This window comes from Citrobacter sp. Ce104 (genome assembly GCF_030334595.1).
Classification (GTDB): Bacteria; Pseudomonadota; Gammaproteobacteria; order Enterobacterales; family Enterobacteriaceae; genus Citrobacter; species Citrobacter europaeus.
On the sequence record NZ_JAOWDP010000069.1, the window covers coordinates 600,130 to 616,434 of the forward strand.

The following is a 16,305-nucleotide window of genomic DNA, read 5'->3' on the forward strand; positions in this document are numbered from 1 at the left end:
TAATACGTTTACTTTTTCAGGTCTGTATTATTAAAAAGCCACGGATTTTTTCCGTGGCTTTTTTTATTAACCGCCTGCCAGTTTAACCTTCATTCCTTTGGCTTCCAGCAACGATTTAATCAGGTCGCGTTTATCACCCTGTATTTCAATCACACCGTCTTTTACCGCCCCACCGCACCCACACTTTTTCTTCAGTTCAGCGGCTAATTTGGTCAGTTCGGCATCGTCTTGATCAAGACCGGTAATCAGACACACGCCCTTACCTTTGCGGCCACTGGTCTGGCGCTGGATACGCACAATGCCATCGCCTTTTGGACGCTCAGGCGCCGTTTTCGGTTCATCAATACGCCCGGAGTCGGTTGAATAGACCAGACGAGAGTTTGAGTCGTTCATTTACGCACCTCGTTTCAGGGAGGCGTTGATCATCTTCAGCGTCTGCGCGGGATCCGCAGACTGCGTGACCGGACGACCAATCACCATGTAATCCACACCGGCTAACTGCGCCTGCTCCGGCGTCATAATACGACGCTGATCGCCCGCCTCGCTACCTTCCGGACGAATCCCTGGCGTCACCAGCTTAAATGCCTGACCAAACGCCTGCTTGAATCGCACCGCTTCCTGCGCTGAACACACAACCCCGTCCAGACCACAATTTTGAGTTAAGCGCGCCAGTCTCTCAGCATGCTCTGCAGGTGACAACGTCACGCCAAGATCGGCGAGGTCGCTGGCTTCCATACTGGTCAGAACCGTTACCGCAATCAGCAGCGGCGCGTCCTTGCCAAAAGGGAGTAAGGCTTCACGGGCTGCGGTCATCATACGTGCCCCGCCAGAGGCATGAACGTTAACCATCCACACACTAAGATCGGCTGCGGCTGCAACGGCATGCGCGGTGGTATTGGGAATATCATGAAATTTCAAATCAAGAAAGACATCAAAGCCACGCTGTTGTAAATCGCGAACCATCTGAGGTCCAAAAAGCGTGAACATCTCTTTGCCCACTTTCAAACGGCAATCACGAGGATCAATTCTGTCGACAAAAGCTAATGCTTTATCACGATTGGAATAATCGAGAGCGACAACGACAGGAGAATCAGTAACAGCACGAGAAGAAGATGAAGCAGTAAACGTCATGACCAGACCTTCTTGAGGATGGGCGCCTCCGGCGGCGCGAAATGGGTAAACGGCGTGCATTCTACCTGCGGTAATAGAAAATTAACAGGCGCGATTACATTTCTGCCAGGCGAAACTGGCAGCGGAGTTGGAGGATGGATCTATTAAATATAACTAGTATGTTGTAACTAAAGTGAGATTTTTTTAAAAATTACAGCCCATCAAGTCCGCGAATGGGCTTAATGCTTGACCATGAACGGCAAGATGGGCAATGCCAGTACAGCGTATACGCGGTAAAACCACACTTCTGGCAGCGGTAGCGCGGCTTGCTGCGTACCTGCTCCCCGACCATATCGCGCAGAACCATCAGGCTTTCTTTGGCACGCCCTTCTTCTGCTTCGTTGAGATGGTAATCCATCAGTTTGTGGAACACGCGCATCGTAGGATGGCGTTGCAACTGACGAGTGATATAAACCTGAGCTGTCTCAGCACCCTCACGCGCTTCAAGAATATCAGCCAGCATCAGTTCGGCGGCGGCGCCAGTATTCTCCTCAACGGCCCGACGCAAAAACTCCACCCACTCATCGTTTTTCCCCAGATGCTGGTAGCAGCTTTGCAGCATTTCCAGCGTTTCACTGACCAGTTCTTTATCCTGGGAAATCACCCGCTGCAGGCTTTCAACTGCCTTTGCGTAATCACCTTTCTCCATATACACGCGCCCCATCATGATGGATACCCGCGCACTGTTTTTATCTGCCGCTGCGCCTTTTTTCAACAGCGTCATGGCGCGATCCAAATCGTCGCTACCCATTTGCTGTAGGGCCAGTTCGCAATAGAAGTGGGCTATCTCATTACGCTGCTTGTCTTTACCAAGCTTCACCAGACGCTCCGCGACATCAATGGCTTTTTGCCATTCGCTGGTGGCCTGATAAATTTGCAACAGCTGCTGTAATGCGCCGACGCGAAAATCAGTTTCATCGGTCAGCTGATTGAACATGTCTTCAGCGCGGTCATACAAACCCGCGGCCATGTAGTCGCGTCCCAGTTGTTGCACGGCCAGTAAACGCTGCTCGTAGGTCAGCGAGGCACTTTCCATTAGCGTTTGATGGATACGGATTGCGCGATCGACTTCACCGCGAGAGCGAAACAGGTTTCCGAGGGTGAGATGAGCCTCAACGGTGCCTGTGTCCTCTTTTAGCATATCAAGGAACAGATCCACCGCTTTGTCTTGTTGGTTGCTCAGGAGGAAGTTAACCCCGGCGACATAGTCACGGGAAAGACGGTTAGCTTCATCCTGCTTGTTTTGTTGCGCACTTCTGCGACCCATATACCACCCATAGGCAGCGGCTACAGGTAAAAGCAGAAACAACAACTCCAACATAAATAATTATTCCTTCACAACCGACGAATCGGCAGAAACCGCAACGTCGGTCGCAGGCGCAAGCTGGTTTTCCAGTCGTTTGATTTTACGTTCGGCGCGCGCAAGAGACACACGAACCTTCAGCCAGAAAAGGCCGCAAATTAACCAACCAATCGCAAAACCTGCGGCAAACAATACAGCAAGCAGCGTAGAGATACGATACTCACCCTGAGCCAGCAGGTAATTAAACGTAACCTGTTGATCGTTTTGCGCGCCTAATGTCACCGAAATAACAAAAATCGCCAACACCAGTAAGAAAATGAGTAAATATTTCACATTACTTCCCGTTATGTGGTTTGAGCGAATAAATCGTGTCCAACTTACCGCGTTGAGCCCTTTAAATTACCATTTTCACAACGAGTGCGAAACGGAAAAGCGCTTTCCACTTTCTGATTTAAGGGCAAAATTTGAAAAATCAATCATCGCTAGCTTTCTTGTTCTCGCTGCGCAATTTCTTTTTTCTCCTGTACTGGCGGTGTTAATGGCCCGCATACCCGCTGCGCAAGCCACGTCGCCAACGTCACCAGCAGCCACGAAATCAGCGTTGCCACCACCAAATCACGGGGCCAGTGCATGCCTAACAGCAAGCGGCTACCCATAACGCCGGTGGCCCAGGTCAGCAAAAACACAATTGTCAGCGTACGTCTGCGCGGCCATAACAATCCTACTGCCAGTAAAGCCCAACTGGCGGCAAACATCGTATGCCCGGATGGAAAAGCAAAACCCGTTTCTTTTTGCCAGTGCTTGCGTAAAAACGTTGGAATATCCTGCTGTTCTGCCAATTGTTCTTTGACTAAGTGCCCACGATCTTTACGTTTTAAAGTGTAGAACTCATCAACCGGAATATGGTGCGTTTTTTCCAGCCACATGACAAAAGGTCGCGGCTCTTGCACCCTGTCTTTGACCCAGGACTTCACGCCCTGCCCGACTAAAATCGCTGCCGCCAGAATAGCAAACAACATCACTGCGGCTTTCAGACGAAAGCGCAGGCACCACAGAAACCATGCGCAGAGAACAACATGAGTGATAATTCCCCACGGCTGCGTCACGGTTTCCGTTACCCAGTACAAGGATTTTAACCACCAGACATTGTGTCCCGGCTGCCAACTCCAGCCAGATACCCATACGGCAACCGGCATGATAAGTAGTAGTCCAGCCCCAACTGCGGTGCGCTTTGCAATAGAAAGCATTGCCTCTCCTTTCGTCGATAAGTCTCACAATCATAACTGAAAATTGCGCATGCCGGGAAAATTGACAATTTTGTGCCATTCCAAAAGCGAATCCTTGGTCGCGATTAGGTGAACGTCGTTGCCTTATGGCAAAATAGTGTAATACAGAACAGAAGCCGACAGGCGAAGGCACGACGAGTGCCAGCATAATCTGGAGAATTACATGCAGCTTAAACGTGTGGCAGAAGCCAAACTGCCAACCCCCTGGGGTGATTTCCTGATGGTGGGATTTGAAGAACTGGCAACCGGACACGATCATGTCGCATTGGTTTTTGGCGATATTACAGGCCAAACGCCTGTCCTGGCGCGCGTCCACTCGGAATGTCTGACTGGCGATGCGCTGTTTAGCCTGCGTTGCGATTGCGGTTTCCAGCTCGAAGCGGCCCTCACCCATATTGCTGAAGAAGGGCGAGGGATACTGCTTTATCACCGTCAGGAAGGACGTAACATCGGCCTGCTCAACAAAATCCGCGCTTACGCGTTGCAGGACCAGGGTTATGATACCGTTGAAGCTAATCATCAATTGGGATTTGCGGCAGACGAGCGCGATTTCACGCTGTGTGCGGATATGTTCAAGCTGCTGGGTGTGGATGAAGTTCGTTTGCTGACCAATAATCCGAAGAAAGTAGAAATCCTGACCGAAGCGGGAATCAATATTGTTGAACGTGTGCCGTTGATTGTGGGCCGTAACCCAAACAATGAACATTACCTGGACACCAAAGCCGCCAAGATGGGACATTTGCTGAGCAAATAAGCATTGCCAGCACTGGTAAAAAAGCCTGCTCTCGCAGGCTTTTTGCATTTTAATTCAACATATTACGAATCACGTAATGCAGAATACCATCGTTTTGATAGTACGTTAGCTCCGTTGCGGTATCAATACGACAGCGGCATAGTATCACCTCTTTACGCCCATCCGGGCGTACCATACTCACCGGGACTGTCGCCCCCGGCTTAATGTTTTGTAAGTCCGTGATATCGATCGCTTCCTCACCGGTTAATCCCAGCGTTTTACGCGTGACGCCCTGCGGGAATTCCAGCGGTAAAATCCCCATACCAATCAGGTTAGAGCGGTGAATACGCTCAAAAGACTCAGCGATAACTACGCGAACCCCTAGCAAGCGCGGGCCTTTCGCCGCCCAGTCGCGGCTGGAACCGGAGCCATACTCTTTCCCGGCAATAACCGCCAGAGGTACGTTCTCCTGCTGATATTGCATGGCCGCATCATAGATAGCCACCACTTCAGTTCCCGGCAAATGACGCGTCATGCCGCCTTCCACGCCGGGCACCATCTCATTGCGAATACGAATATTGGCAAAGGTACCACGCATCATCACTTCATGATTCCCGCGTCGTGAACCGTAGGAGTTAAAATCTTTACGTTCAACGCCGTGACTTTGCAGATAACGCCCCGCCGGGCTGTCTGGTTTAATACTGCCGGCAGGAGAAATGTGGTCGGTGGTGACGGAATCCCCGAGCATTGCCAGAATACGCGCGCCGTGAATGTCCTGAACCGGGTCTGGCGTAGCCTGCATACCATCGAAGAATGGCGACAAGCGGATATAGGTCGAGTCAGACTGCCAGCCATAGGTATCAGCCCGATCAACCTGGATTGCTTTCCATTCTGGCGTGCCTTCAAACACTTCAGCATACTCTTTATGGAACATGGAGGTAGAGACCTGCTCTACGGCACGGGCTATTTCCTGGGCTGTCGGCCAGATATCTTTCAGGTAAACGGGATCGCCTTTTCTGTCATGGCCTAACGGATCTTTCGTCAGGTTGATATTCATATTTCCCGCCAGCGCGTAAGCCACCACCAGCGGCGGAGACGCCAACCAGTTAGTTTTCACCAGCGGATGGATACGACCTTCGAAGTTACGGTTGCCGGAAAGTACCGCCCCTACCGTCAGATCGCCTTTTTTGATGGCGGTCTCGATAGGATCGGGTAAAGGCCCAGAGTTACCTATACAGGTGGTACAGCCATAACCTACAAGATTGAATCCCAGCTCATCAAGGTACGGTGTGAACCCGGCCTGTGCCAGATAATCAGAGACCACCTTCGATCCAGGCGCCAGCGAGGCTTTTACCCACGGCTGACGTTTCAGACCCAGCGTCACTGCTTTTTTCGCCAGTAGCCCCGCCGCCATCAGTACGCTTGGGTTGGAGGTGTTGGTACAGGAAGTGATAGCGGCTATCACCACCGCACCGTCCGGCAGCTTATACTGCTGGCCGCTCATGGTGTAGTCCACGGGCTGACGGTCTTTCAGCGAGCTATTCACCTCAAGTTCATTACTGGCCGAAAAAGCTTTCGGTACATCAGCCAGCGCCACCCGATCCTGCGGGCGCTTTGGTCCGGCAAGACTTGCCTCCACGCTGCCCATATCCAGCTCCAGCGAACTGGTAAATACGGGTTCATCGCCGGCGTTACGCCACATGCCCTGCGCTTTGGCGTAGGCGCTGACCAGCTCAACCTGCTCCTCACTTCGCCCACTCAGACGCATGTATTCGAGGGTGATGTCATCGATCGGGAAGAAACCGCAGGTTGCGCCGTATTCCGGCGACATATTCGCAATGGTTGCCCGGTCGGCCAGCGGTAAGGTGTCCAGCCCATCACCGTAGAATTCAACAAATTTACCGACCACGCCGTGCTTACGCAGCATCTGGGTGACGGTCAGAACCAGGTCAGTCGCGGTGATACCTTCCCGCAACTTGCCCACCAGTTTAAAGCCCACAACATCGGGGATAAGCATTGAGACGGGTTGACCCAGCATTGCCGCTTCGGCTTCAATGCCTCCAACGCCCCAGCCCAGTACACCGAGACCATTAATCATCGTCGTATGAGAATCGGTACCGACCAGCGTATCGGGATAAGCCACCCACTCACCGTCCTGTAACTCGCTCCAGACGGCTTTGCCCAGGTATTCAAGGTTAACCTGATGGCAAATCCCCGTCCCCGGCGGCACAACGCTGAAGCGACTAAATGCCTGCTGTCCCCATTTCAGGAACACATAACGCTCATGGTTACGTTCCATTTCCAGACGAACGTTTTCTTCGAAAGCATCATCATCACCGAAACGATCCACCGTTACCGAGTGGTCAATGACCAGATCCACTGGCGAAAGCGGATTCACTTTTGCCGTATCCCCACCCAGACGTTTCACCGCTTCGCGCATGGCGGCCAGATCGACCACCGCTGGCACGCCGGTAAAATCCTGCATCAAAACGCGAGCAGGTCGATAGGCAATTTCACGATCGGCATGGGCGGTTTTCAGCCAATGCGCGAGTGCATGAATATCTTCTTCAGTAACAGAATTTCCGTCCTGCCAACGAAGCAGGTTTTCCAGCAAAACTTTTAGCGACTTAGGTAGGCGGGTGATATCACCCAGTGATTTCGCGGCCAGCGGCAGACTGTAGTAACGGTAGGTTTTATCTTTAACCTGCAATGTGTCCTTACTGGCTTCTCGTAGGGTCGACGACATAGCTCCTCCTTAAATGACAGGGTTGGTTCCCCTGATTTTCTTCAGGGTTAGTATTAAAGATAACACAAACAAAATGTAACGCTTTGATAACAACTCAAATTGATAAAAGTGGCAGGTGAAGTCAATGGCGAGAGAAAGGTTAAAGCAATGAAAATTTAAACGGTGAATGTGTAACAGACAACGGCCACTCGATAATACGCGGATTAACGTGGCTCAGGGCGCTTGTTCGGAATTAATTAGTAGAGATACAAGACGGTGGGCTAATAATAGTAATAAAAAACATATCAATTATTGTTTCTGTTCATCATCATCAGCAAACAGATCGATAAAGGCCCGCTGTTCAGGAGAGAGTTTCCAGGTCACAGGAATATTCGGCTTATTCTCTGCGTCGCGTTGACTCTCATGTTCACGAGAGTCAGGAGATGGCGTTGCGGTGGAGCGTTGTTCCGGTGTGGACATCACCTACCCCCACACATTCCAGGCCACGAGCGCGACGATGATCCAGAATATCGCAGAGCCAAGAAACACAGCGAACCAGGCTTTACGTTTCATTGCGGGATCCCGGCGTGCTGGCTGGTTTCCTGAAGGCATCGCTAACCTCATACTATCGAAATCACTTATCATTTAGGCACCAAACAATTGGTACAATTAATCATCAGATAGGAGGAATCCTAATAAAAAAGGTGAAAAAAAGCCAGATAATTTTCGTGCTCGACCTGATAAATAAATTAATAGTTTGATCGGTTATAAATATTTGTGAAGGATTTTTGGCGCGCTTAGTAATTTGAAACTACTTTAGTGAGACTTCACCATAAACAATATACGGTTAATATAGAGATGAAAAATAATGAATAGTTCAGATTCTGTCGTCGGTATCGCTTTATGTTTAAGGATACCGACGAGGTTACAGTCGTTATTATTTCTCAGGTAATTTAATATCTTTAAACATGGCTTCAATATCGTCGTTGGAACGCAGCGCCACCGCCGTATCCACCACATCACGCGTCAGATGCGGTGCGAAACGTTGAATAAAATCATACATGTAACTGCGTAAAAAGGTGCTGCGACGAAAACCAATTTTGGTGGTGCTATGGCTGAAAATGTCATGCGCATCAACGCGAACCAGGTCAGGGTCGGACACAGGATCAACCGCCATACTGGCAATGACCCCCACGCCGAGACCCAAACGGACATAGGTCTTGATGACATCGGCATCGGTCGCGGTAAAAACAATGCGCGGCTCCAGTCCGGCACGATTGAACGCGGTGTCCAGCTCCGAACGTCCGGTAAATCCAAAGGTGTAGGTCACCAGCGGATACTGTGCCAGTTCCTCAATAGATACGGAAGATTTGCCCGCCAACGGATGGTCCGGCGTAACGACAATCGAACGGTTCCAGTGGTAGCAAGGCAGCATCACCAGGTCGTCATACAGGTGCAAAGCTTCCGTCGCGATAGCAAAATCTGCATTCCCTTTCGAGACGGCTTCGGCGATTTGCGTCGGCGATCCTTGATGCATATGCAATGAGACGCGAGGATAACGTTCAATAAAGCCTTTAATCACGTTTGGCAGCGCGTAACGCGCCTGAGTGTGAGTAGTAGCGATATACAATGAGCCTTTGTCCGGCCAGGTATGTTCGCCAGCTACGGACTTAATGGCCTCGACCTTGGACAAAACTTCGCGCGCAATACGAATAACTTCCTGTCCCGCTGGCGTAACCTGGGTCAGGTGCTTACCGCTACGGGCAAAAATCTGGATGCCAAGCTCATCTTCCAGCATGCGAACTTGCTTACTGATACCTGGCTGGGAGGTATAAAGCCCTTCCGCGGTTGAGGAGACATTAAGGTTGTGGTTCACCACCTCAACAATGTAGCGAAGCTGCTGTAATTTCATGTTAAGCCATCCCGATTTGCGCCATCAAATCATCGTTTCAGAGCAGGCTCGTTGGCGCTGCTAATACGATTTAATAATAAAAAGTGTGTTAACTATAACCACTATATCATTTCTATGTGAGCTGTATAGTGATGAAAAAAAATAATACGCCAGAAACAAAAAGGGCCGCTTACGCGACCCTTTGAGGAGAAATTCAGCCAGAATGCTGTTATTTCTTTCCTTCTACCCATTTGCCATCAACGAAGAACGCGGACCAGCCGGTAGCCTTACCGTCTTTCTCAGCGGCAACATATTGCTGCTTAGTTTTACGGCTGAAACGAACCATGGACTTGTTGCCGTCCGGATCGGTCTGCGGCGCATCTGCCAGATAGCGCAGTTTTTCCGGCAGACGATCGCGGAAACGGTACAACTCTTCCACTAACGGCGCACGGGTCTCACGTGATTTCGGGAACGTATTTGCCGCCAGGAAGATACCCGCAGCACCATCACGTAACACGAAATACGCGTCAGATTTTTCACACGGCAGTTCTGGCAACGGAACCGGATCCTCTTTCGGCGGAGCGACTTCACCGTTACGCAGGATCTTACGGGTATTTTTGCACTCGTCGTTGGTACACGCCATGTACTTACCGAAACGTCCCATTTTCAGGTGCATTTCAGAGCCACATTTCTCGCACTCAACGATAGGACCGTCATAACCCTTGATACGGAATTCACCCTCTTCGATCTCATAGCCGTCGCAGGTAGGGTTATTACCACATACATGCAGCTTGCGCTTAGGATCGATAAGGTAGCTGTCCATCGCCGTGCCGCACTTCTGGCAGCGTCGTTTGGCGCGCAGCGCGTTCGTTTCCGCATCGTCGCCTTCCAGCACGTTCAGCACTTCGTTTTCCGGCACCAGGTTAATGGTGGTTTTGCAACGCTCTTTTGGGGAAAGCGCGTAGCCGGAACAACCAAGGAAAACGCCGGTACTGGCGGTACGAATACCCATCTTGCGTCCGCAGGTTGGGCAATCAATACTGGTCAGCACCATCTGGTTCGGACGCATACCGCCTTCTTCAGGGTCTTTCTCAGCTTTATCCAGTTGCTGAGTAAAATCAGTGAAGAAGTTGTCGAGTACGCCCTTCCATTCGGCTTCGTGATTTGCCACCTGGTCGAGACTGTCTTCCATCTGCGCGGTAAAATCGTAGTTCATCAGTTCGCGGAAGTTTTCTTCCAGACGATCGGTGACGATTTCACCCATTTTTTCAGCATAGAAACGACGGTTCTCAACGCGAACATAACCGCGATCCTGAATCGTAGAGATGATCGACGCATACGTGGATGGGCGACCAATGCCACGTTTTTCCAGCTCTTTAACCAGCGAAGCTTCGCTGAAGCGCGCAGGCGGTTTGGTAAAGTGTTGCGCTGGCGTCAGTTCGATAAGCGTCAACGTATCGCCTTTATCTACCGCCGGTAAAATGCGATCTTCATCGCCCTTACGCAGCGCAGGCATTACTTTGGTCCAGCCATCGAAGCGCAGAATACGGCCACGCGCCTTCAGACGGAAATCACCCGCGCCCACGGTCAGCGTGGTGGAGTCATATTTGGCTGGCGTCATCTGACAGGCAACAAACTGGCGCCAGATCAGCTGATACAGTTTCTGCGCATCGGCTTCCATATCTTTCAGCGATTCCGCCTGTACGGCGACATCAGAAGGACGGATAGCTTCGTGCGCTTCCTGCGAATTCTCTTTGCTGGCGTACTGGTTCGCGCTCTCCGGCAGATACTTGTTGCCAAAATTATCGCCGATGTACTCGCGAACCATGTTCACCGCATCCTGGCTCAGGTTGGTTGAGTCAGTACGCATATACGTGATGTAGCCCGCTTCATACAAGCGCTGCGCCATCATCATAGTTTTCTTCACGCCGAAGCCCAGACGCGTGCTGGCAGCCTGCTGTAGCGTGGAGGTGATGAACGGCGCGCCCGGCTTGCTGCTGGTCGGCTTATCTTCACGTTCCATGACGCTGTAGCGCGCTTTTTCCAACAAGCTAACGGCGGCAAGCGTTTGTTCCCGGTTGACCGGGCGGAACGGTTTGTCATTCTGATGCGTTACCTGAAGCAGTAACGCGTCGCCGCCTGGCGTAGTCGTGCTGGCATCAATCTCCCAGAACTCTTCTGGAACGAATGCTTTGATTTCGCGTTCACGCTCAACCACCAGACGCACAGCAACCGACTGTACGCGGCCAGCGGAAAGACCGCGCGCAATTTTTTTCCACAGCAACGGCGACACCATATAGCCCACAACACGGTCCATAAAGCGGCGCGCCTGTTGCGCATTCACACGGTCGATATTCAGTTCGCCCGGTTTTTCAAACGCCTGACGAATAGCGTTTTTGGTAATTTCGTTAAACACCACGCGGCTGTAACGGGTGTCATCGCCGCCGATCACTTCCCGCAGGTGCCACGCAATGGCTTCCCCTTCGCGGTCAAGGTCGGTTGCGAGATAGATGTGGTCTGCTTTTTCAGCCAGTTGCTTCAGTTCAGAAACAACTTTTTCTTTACCGGGCAGCACTTCATAGCGCGCGTCCCAGTTGTGCCACGGGTCAACACCCATACGGTTGACGAGAGCGCCACGTTCATCCTTTTTGGGCTTTTTACCCGTTTTGGTGGAGGTTGAGTCGGCGCTCTTTTTAGTTGCTGAGCCACTGGTCGGCAAATCACGGATATGACCGACGCTGGATTTCACCACGTAGTCATTACCCAGATACTTGTTGATCGTTTTGGCTTTTGCCGGGGACTCAACGATGACAAGAGCTTTACCCATATTCACCTTTACCTAATTTGATTCTTCCAGAATGCGTCGCACGTTGATTCACCTTCCACTGGCGACGAGACATCGATATGGTCTCTGCGTCGGCGGATATCAACCCCTAAAACTGATTCGCGCTTGTAATGTAACTCTCATGTTACTGAGTTAACAGGCTTTTTTGCTCACAAACGCTATAGCACGACGGAGTATTGGTCGAATGTCAAGCAAATCTGTTGCCAGATTGACGAAAGCGTCACACTGTACCTGATAAAATGCGTTACGCAACTTTATTAGCATGCAAAAACAAATCTCGCCAGTTGCAATCCCCTCCTAAAGCCTTCATTTAAGTCAGGGAATATTTGCCCACAAGCCGGGCTCGGCGTAGACTAATGTCCTTGTTTAAGGAGTAAATAATGCATAAAGACACTCAACCCATCGATCGCGAAACACTGCTGATTGAAGCCAACAAAATCATTCGTGAGCATGAGGACACGCTGGCGGGGATTGTCGCCACCGGCGTTACGCAGCGAAATGGCGTGCTGGTTTTCAGCGGAGATTACTTTTTAGACGAGCAAGGGCTACCAACGGCCAAAAGTACGGCGGTGTTTAATATGTTTAAACACCTGGCGCATGTACTTTCTGAAAAGTATCACTTGATCGATTAACGCGAGAAATGATTTGCCGGATGACTATGTTTGCGCCATCCGGCAATGTCAATTTACATCAGCGGCTTTTGACCCCGCTGCCACCAGCGCAGCAGTAAACGATCGGCGCTCTCGGCCGCACTGCCGGTAAAACGGTCCATCAGTTTTTTACGCTGCAGATAACGTACGTTAAACACTTCGCGACCTTCCATCAGGCTGAGAATCACCTCATCGCTGGTATTAATCTCATCCACCAGCCCGTTTGCCAGCGCCTGTTGCCCAAACCAGTGCTCCCCGGTGGCTACCTGCTCAATGTCCAGAGTCGGACGCATGCGCTGCACAAAATCTTTAAACAGGTGATGCGTTTCGTTCAGGTCTTCGCGGAATTTCTGCCGCCCTTCTTCCGTGTTCTCGCCAAGCAGCGTCAGCGTACGCTTATACTGTCCGGCCGTGTGCAGTTCGATATCAATGTCTTTCCCTTTCAGGAAGCGGTTAAAGTTCGGGATCTGTGCCACGACGCCAATAGAGCCGACGATGGCAAACGGCGCAGAGACAATTTTATCCGCCACGCAGGCCATCATATATCCGCCGCTCGCAGCGACTTTATCCACCGTGACGGTCAGTGGGATCTGCTTATCGCGCAGGCGTTGTAACTGCGACGCGGCCAGGCCATAGCCGTGTACCACACCGCCCGGGCTTTCCAGACGAACCACTACCTGATCCTGAGGTTTAACGACCGCCAGCACCGCCGTCACCTCTTCGCGTAATGCGCTAACCTCATGGGCATCCATACTGCCTTTAAAATCAAGTACCCATACACGCGGTTTATCAGATGACGTGCTGTCTCCCTGTTTTGCTTTAGCTTTGGCAGCCTTAGCCTCTTGCTTATGTTTCTTTTTCTGCGCCTTATGCCAGAACTTTTGTTGATGCCCATCCAATAGGGCCAGCGACAGGTCTTCTTTCATCTCTTTATACTGATCGCTGAGATTAATAACCCGCAATTCCCCACGCTGACGTTTGCGTTGTGTCGCGTTGACGATCAGCATAACTATCACCGCAATAGCCACCACGACAGTGACAATTTTTGCCAAAAACAGCCCATATTCAGACAACAATTCCACGAGACCCACCTTGGTTAAACAACACTACTTTCGCTCAGTGTACAACAGCCTTGTTAACCCGTCTTGTTTCATCCACCCCGCAAGGAATCAGCAAAAAGCATGACAAAGCGTTCATTTTGCGGTGTTATTGCCTTTGGCTGATTGAAAAAGAACAGGGTTTAAGGCATAAAGCCCAAAAGTTATCGCGAACGAGATGGCCAGGCGTCGCCGAGGAGTAGCCGTGCATTATCAACCTAAACAAGACCTTCTACAGGACCGTATTATTCTGGTCACCGGTGCCAGCGACGGCATCGGACGTGAGGCCGCACAAACTTATGCGCGTTACGGCGCGACCGTTATTCTGCTAGGGCGTAATGAAGAAAAGCTGCGTCAGGTTGCCCGCACCATTGCCGATGAAAACGGTACGCAACCACACTGGTTCACGCTGGATCTGCTCACCTGTACTTCTGATGAATGCCACCAGCTCGCACAGCGTATTGCCGCGCATTTCCCGCGTCTGGATGGCGTACTGCATAATGCTGGTCTGCTCGGCGATATTTGCCCGATGAGTGAGCAAAACCCGCAGGTCTGGCAGGACGTGATGCAGGTAAACGTCAACGCCACCTTTATGCTGACCCAGGCATTGTTGCCGTTGTTGCTCAAATCCGATGCCGGATCGCTGGTCTTTACTTCTTCAAGCGTTGGCCGCCAGGGGCGCGCCAACTGGGGAGCGTATGCTACCTCCAAATTTGCTACCGAAGGAATGATGCAGGTTCTGGCAGATGAATATCAGAACCGTCACCTGCGCGTAAACTGTATCAATCCAGGCGGTACACGTACTGGTATGCGAGCCAGCGCGTTCCCGACGGAAGATCCGAACAAATTGAAAACCCCCGCCGATATTATGCCGCTCTACCTGTGGCTGATGGGCGATGACAGCCGCCGTAAAACCGGTATGACTTTCGATGCCCAACCGGGCCGTAAACCAGGAATTGCCCAATGAGTGAAGAACGCTATCAGCAGCGCCAGCAGCGCGTAAAAGACCGGGTTGACGCCCGTGTTGCCGCAGCGAAGGATGAGCGCGGGATTATTATTGTGTTCACCGGAAATGGTAAGGGTAAAACCACCGCTGCGTTTGGTACCGCCACGCGTGCGGTAGGCCACGGTAAAAAAGTCGGTGTGGTGCAATTTATTAAGGGTACGTGGCCAAACGGCGAACGAAACTTACTCGAACCCCACGGCCTAGAGTTTCAGGTTATGGCGACAGGATTTACCTGGGAAACGCAAAATCGCGAGTCCGACACCGCAGCCTGTATGGCCGTGTGGGAACACGGCAAGCGGATGCTGGCCGACGCTGAACTGGATATGGTGATACTGGACGAGCTGACCTATATGGTGGCATACGACTACCTGCCGCTTGAAGAGGTCATCAATGCCCTAAACGCGCGCCCTGCCCATCAAACGGTCATTATCACCGGTCGTGGATGCCATCGCGATATTCTGGAGTTAGCGGATACGGTCAGCGAACTACGCCCGGTCAAGCACGCGTTTGAAGCGGGTGTGAAAGCCCAAATAGGAATAGATTATTGAGTGTAGGCCGGATAAGGATTTGCACCACATCCGGCTCCACGCTAACGCCTGATGGCGCTTTGCTTATCAGGCCTGGTCATGATTAACCGTTGTTGCTACGACCGCCCGGACGACGGCTGCTGCCGACCTGTGAATGGCGCTTCACCGCACGACGGATCTGATTCGCCTTCATACGGCGACGATCTTTCTCGACGGCAACTTTAGAGGTCGTTTCCGGCTTCAGTTCTACCAGCTCACGCAGATAGTTGGTCTGGGCAAGATCAAGCTCCGTCCAGCCGCCACGCGGCAGGCCTTTCGGCAGCGGGATATCACCGTAACGGACACGGATAAGACGACTTACCTGCACACCCACGGCTTCCCACAGGCGACGGACCTCACGGTTACGCCCTTCGGTCAACGTAACGTTGTACCACTGGTTGATCCCTTCACCACCGCTGAACTTGATCGTTTTAAATGCCGCAGGACCATCTTCCAGCTGCACGCCACGGCTCAGATCGCGCAGTTTTGCATCATCAACCTGACCAAACACACGTACCGCATATTCACGTTCAACTTCGCGGCTTGGGTGCATCAGACGGTTAGCCAGTTCACCATCGGTGGTAAAGAGCAGTAAACCACAGGTATTCACGTCCAGACGCCCTACGGCAATCCAGCGCGCATCGCGCAGTTTTGGCAGACGATCAAACACGGTTGGACGACCTTCCGGGTCGTTACGGGTACACAGTTCACCTTCGGGCTTGTAATAGGCCAAAACGCGGCAGATTTGCTCCGCAGACTCTTTAACCGAAATCAGATGACCGTCGATACGGATTTTCAGACCCGGAGTGACTTCAACGCGATCGCCGAGCGTGGCAATTTTGCCATCAACGCTCACGCGACCCGCGGCAATTATGGATTCAATTTCACGGCGAGAACCGTGGCCAGCGCGCGCCAGCACTTTTTGTAACTTTTCGCTCATAGAGCTTCCTTTAGATGTCGCCTTCACAGGCGTCGAACAGGAGAATCAACGGCGCCAGTCAGCGCCATTTTAAGGCCGCGTAGTATAGCGGTT

Annotated in this window: 16 protein-coding genes; 4 read left to right on the forward strand and 12 right to left on the reverse strand. The window is 51.6% G+C overall.

Features of this window, described 5'->3' with window-relative positions; all coding sequences use genetic code 11:
* Positions 1 to 66 precede the first annotated feature (66 nt).
* The 5 genes from yciH to pgpB all read right to left on the reverse strand — a co-directional run bounded on the left by yciH (position 67) and on the right by pgpB (position 3,720).
* Positions 67 to 393, reverse strand: a complete 327-nt coding sequence (gene yciH, locus OGW16_RS25605; protein WP_043016155.1) for a stress response translation initiation inhibitor YciH — start codon at positions 391 to 393, stop codon at positions 67 to 69.
* Positions 394 to 1,131 carry an orotidine-5'-phosphate decarboxylase gene (gene pyrF / locus OGW16_RS25610; RefSeq protein ID WP_286519265.1) on the reverse strand — a complete coding sequence of 246 codons (738 nt, stop codon included), beginning with the start codon at positions 1,129 to 1,131 and terminating at the stop codon, positions 394 to 396.
* Positions 1,132 to 1,321: 190 nt separating this feature from the next.
* Complete coding sequence (lapB, locus tag OGW16_RS25615; RefSeq protein WP_043016153.1) at positions 1,322 to 2,491, reverse strand: lipopolysaccharide assembly protein LapB; 1,170 nt, start codon at positions 2,489 to 2,491, stop codon at positions 1,322 to 1,324.
* 6 nt (positions 2,492 to 2,497) lie between these two features.
* Positions 2,498 to 2,806, reverse strand: coding sequence for a LapA family protein (locus OGW16_RS25620; RefSeq protein WP_006684318.1), 309 nt, complete (start codon positions 2,804 to 2,806; stop codon positions 2,498 to 2,500).
* A 149-nt stretch (positions 2,807 to 2,955) separates the two neighbouring features.
* On the reverse strand, positions 2,956 to 3,720 hold the full coding sequence (gene pgpB, locus OGW16_RS25625; RefSeq protein ID WP_043016152.1) for a phosphatidylglycerophosphatase B: 765 nt from the start codon (positions 3,718 to 3,720) through the stop codon (positions 2,956 to 2,958).
* A 202-nt stretch (positions 3,721 to 3,922) separates the two neighbouring features.
* On the opposite strand from pgpB, the gene ribA reads away from it, so the two are divergent.
* A complete protein-coding gene (ribA, locus tag OGW16_RS25630; RefSeq protein WP_043016151.1) occupies positions 3,923 to 4,513 on the forward strand; it encodes a GTP cyclohydrolase II in 591 nt (196 codons plus the stop codon).
* Between the two features lie 49 nt (positions 4,514 to 4,562).
* Here the strand turns inward: ribA and acnA are convergent, their stop codons facing one another.
* From acnA to topA, 5 genes are all read right to left on the reverse strand, one after another.
* Entirely contained in the window at positions 4,563 to 7,238 is a 2,676-nt protein-coding gene (gene acnA, locus OGW16_RS25635) for an aconitate hydratase AcnA (protein WP_286519267.1), read from the reverse strand.
* A 288-nt stretch (positions 7,239 to 7,526) separates the two neighbouring features.
* Positions 7,527 to 7,697, reverse strand: a complete 171-nt coding sequence (locus tag OGW16_RS25640) for a YciX family protein (protein ID WP_167373449.1) — start codon at positions 7,695 to 7,697, stop codon at positions 7,527 to 7,529.
* A gap of 3 nt (positions 7,698 to 7,700) precedes the next feature.
* Positions 7,701 to 7,862, reverse strand: a complete 162-nt coding sequence (locus OGW16_RS25645) for a YmiA family putative membrane protein (protein WP_008784933.1) — start codon at positions 7,860 to 7,862, stop codon at positions 7,701 to 7,703.
* A 292-nt stretch (positions 7,863 to 8,154) separates the two neighbouring features.
* Positions 8,155 to 9,129: an HTH-type transcriptional regulator CysB gene (gene cysB, locus OGW16_RS25650; RefSeq protein ID WP_043016149.1), complete on the reverse strand. Its 975-nt coding sequence runs from the start codon at positions 9,127 to 9,129 to the stop codon at positions 8,155 to 8,157.
* Positions 9,130 to 9,337: 208 nt separating this feature from the next.
* Positions 9,338 to 11,935 (reverse strand): type I DNA topoisomerase, encoded by a 2,598-nt coding sequence (topA, locus tag OGW16_RS25655; RefSeq protein WP_286519269.1) that lies wholly within the window; start codon positions 11,933 to 11,935, stop codon positions 9,338 to 9,340.
* A gap of 398 nt (positions 11,936 to 12,333) precedes the next feature.
* On the opposite strand from topA, the gene OGW16_RS25660 reads away from it, so the two are divergent.
* Positions 12,334 to 12,585, forward strand: coding sequence for a YciN family protein (locus OGW16_RS25660; protein WP_043016147.1), 252 nt, complete (start codon positions 12,334 to 12,336; stop codon positions 12,583 to 12,585).
* Positions 12,586 to 12,638: 53 nt separating this feature from the next.
* Here OGW16_RS25660 and sohB read toward each other — a convergent pair whose 3' ends face one another.
* Positions 12,639 to 13,685, reverse strand: a complete 1,047-nt coding sequence (sohB, locus tag OGW16_RS25665; protein WP_043016146.1) for a protease SohB — start codon at positions 13,683 to 13,685, stop codon at positions 12,639 to 12,641.
* A gap of 220 nt (positions 13,686 to 13,905) precedes the next feature.
* Here sohB and OGW16_RS25670 point away from each other — a divergent pair, with 220 nt between their 5' ends.
* Together OGW16_RS25670 and cobO are read left to right on the forward strand one after the other, a co-directional pair.
* Complete coding sequence (locus OGW16_RS25670; RefSeq protein ID WP_043016145.1) at positions 13,906 to 14,667, forward strand: YciK family oxidoreductase; 762 nt, start codon at positions 13,906 to 13,908, stop codon at positions 14,665 to 14,667.
* Entirely contained in the window at positions 14,664 to 15,254 is a 591-nt protein-coding gene (gene cobO / locus OGW16_RS25675; protein ID WP_286519270.1) for a cob(I)yrinic acid a,c-diamide adenosyltransferase, read from the forward strand. The genes OGW16_RS25670 and cobO overlap by 4 nt, the downstream gene beginning before the upstream one ends.
* An 82-nt stretch (positions 15,255 to 15,336) precedes the next feature.
* Here cobO and rluB read toward each other — a convergent pair whose 3' ends face one another.
* The gene (rluB, locus tag OGW16_RS25680) at positions 15,337 to 16,212 is read right to left on the reverse strand and encodes a 23S rRNA pseudouridine(2605) synthase RluB (protein WP_003020625.1); all 876 of its coding nucleotides are present in this window, start codon (positions 16,210 to 16,212) and stop codon (positions 15,337 to 15,339) included.
* Between the last annotated feature and the right edge of the window lie 93 nt (positions 16,213 to 16,305).

Coding starts and splice junctions, on each gene's coding strand:
- yciH (WP_043016155.1), bottom strand. CDS start 393: ATGAACGACTCAAACTCTCGTCTGGTCTATTCAACCGACTCCGGGCGT.
- pyrF (WP_286519265.1), bottom strand. CDS start 1,131: ATGACGTTTACTGCTTCATCTTCTTCTCGTGCTGTTACTGATTCTCCT.
- lapB (WP_043016153.1), bottom strand. CDS start 2,491: ATGTTGGAGTTGTTGTTTCTGCTTTTACCTGTAGCCGCTGCCTATGGG.
- pgpB (WP_043016152.1), bottom strand. CDS start 3,720: ATGCTTTCTATTGCAAAGCGCACCGCAGTTGGGGCTGGACTACTACTT.
- ribA (WP_043016151.1), top strand. CDS start 3,923: ATGCAGCTTAAACGTGTGGCAGAAGCCAAACTGCCAACCCCCTGGGGT.
- acnA (WP_286519267.1), bottom strand. CDS start 7,238: ATGTCGTCGACCCTACGAGAAGCCAGTAAGGACACATTGCAGGTTAAA.
- OGW16_RS25640 (WP_167373449.1), bottom strand. CDS start 7,697: ATGTCCACACCGGAACAACGCTCCACCGCAACGCCATCTCCTGACTCT.
- OGW16_RS25645 (WP_008784933.1), bottom strand. CDS start 7,862: ATGATAAGTGATTTCGATAGTATGAGGTTAGCGATGCCTTCAGGAAAC.
- cysB (WP_043016149.1), bottom strand. CDS start 9,129: ATGAAATTACAGCAGCTTCGCTACATTGTTGAGGTGGTGAACCACAAC.
- topA (WP_286519269.1), bottom strand. CDS start 11,935: ATGGGTAAAGCTCTTGTCATCGTTGAGTCCCCGGCAAAAGCCAAAACG.
- OGW16_RS25660 (WP_043016147.1), top strand. CDS start 12,334: ATGCATAAAGACACTCAACCCATCGATCGCGAAACACTGCTGATTGAA.
- cobO (WP_286519270.1), top strand. CDS start 14,664: ATGAGTGAAGAACGCTATCAGCAGCGCCAGCAGCGCGTAAAAGACCGG.
- rluB (WP_003020625.1), bottom strand. CDS start 16,212: ATGAGCGAAAAGTTACAAAAAGTGCTGGCGCGCGCTGGCCACGGTTCT.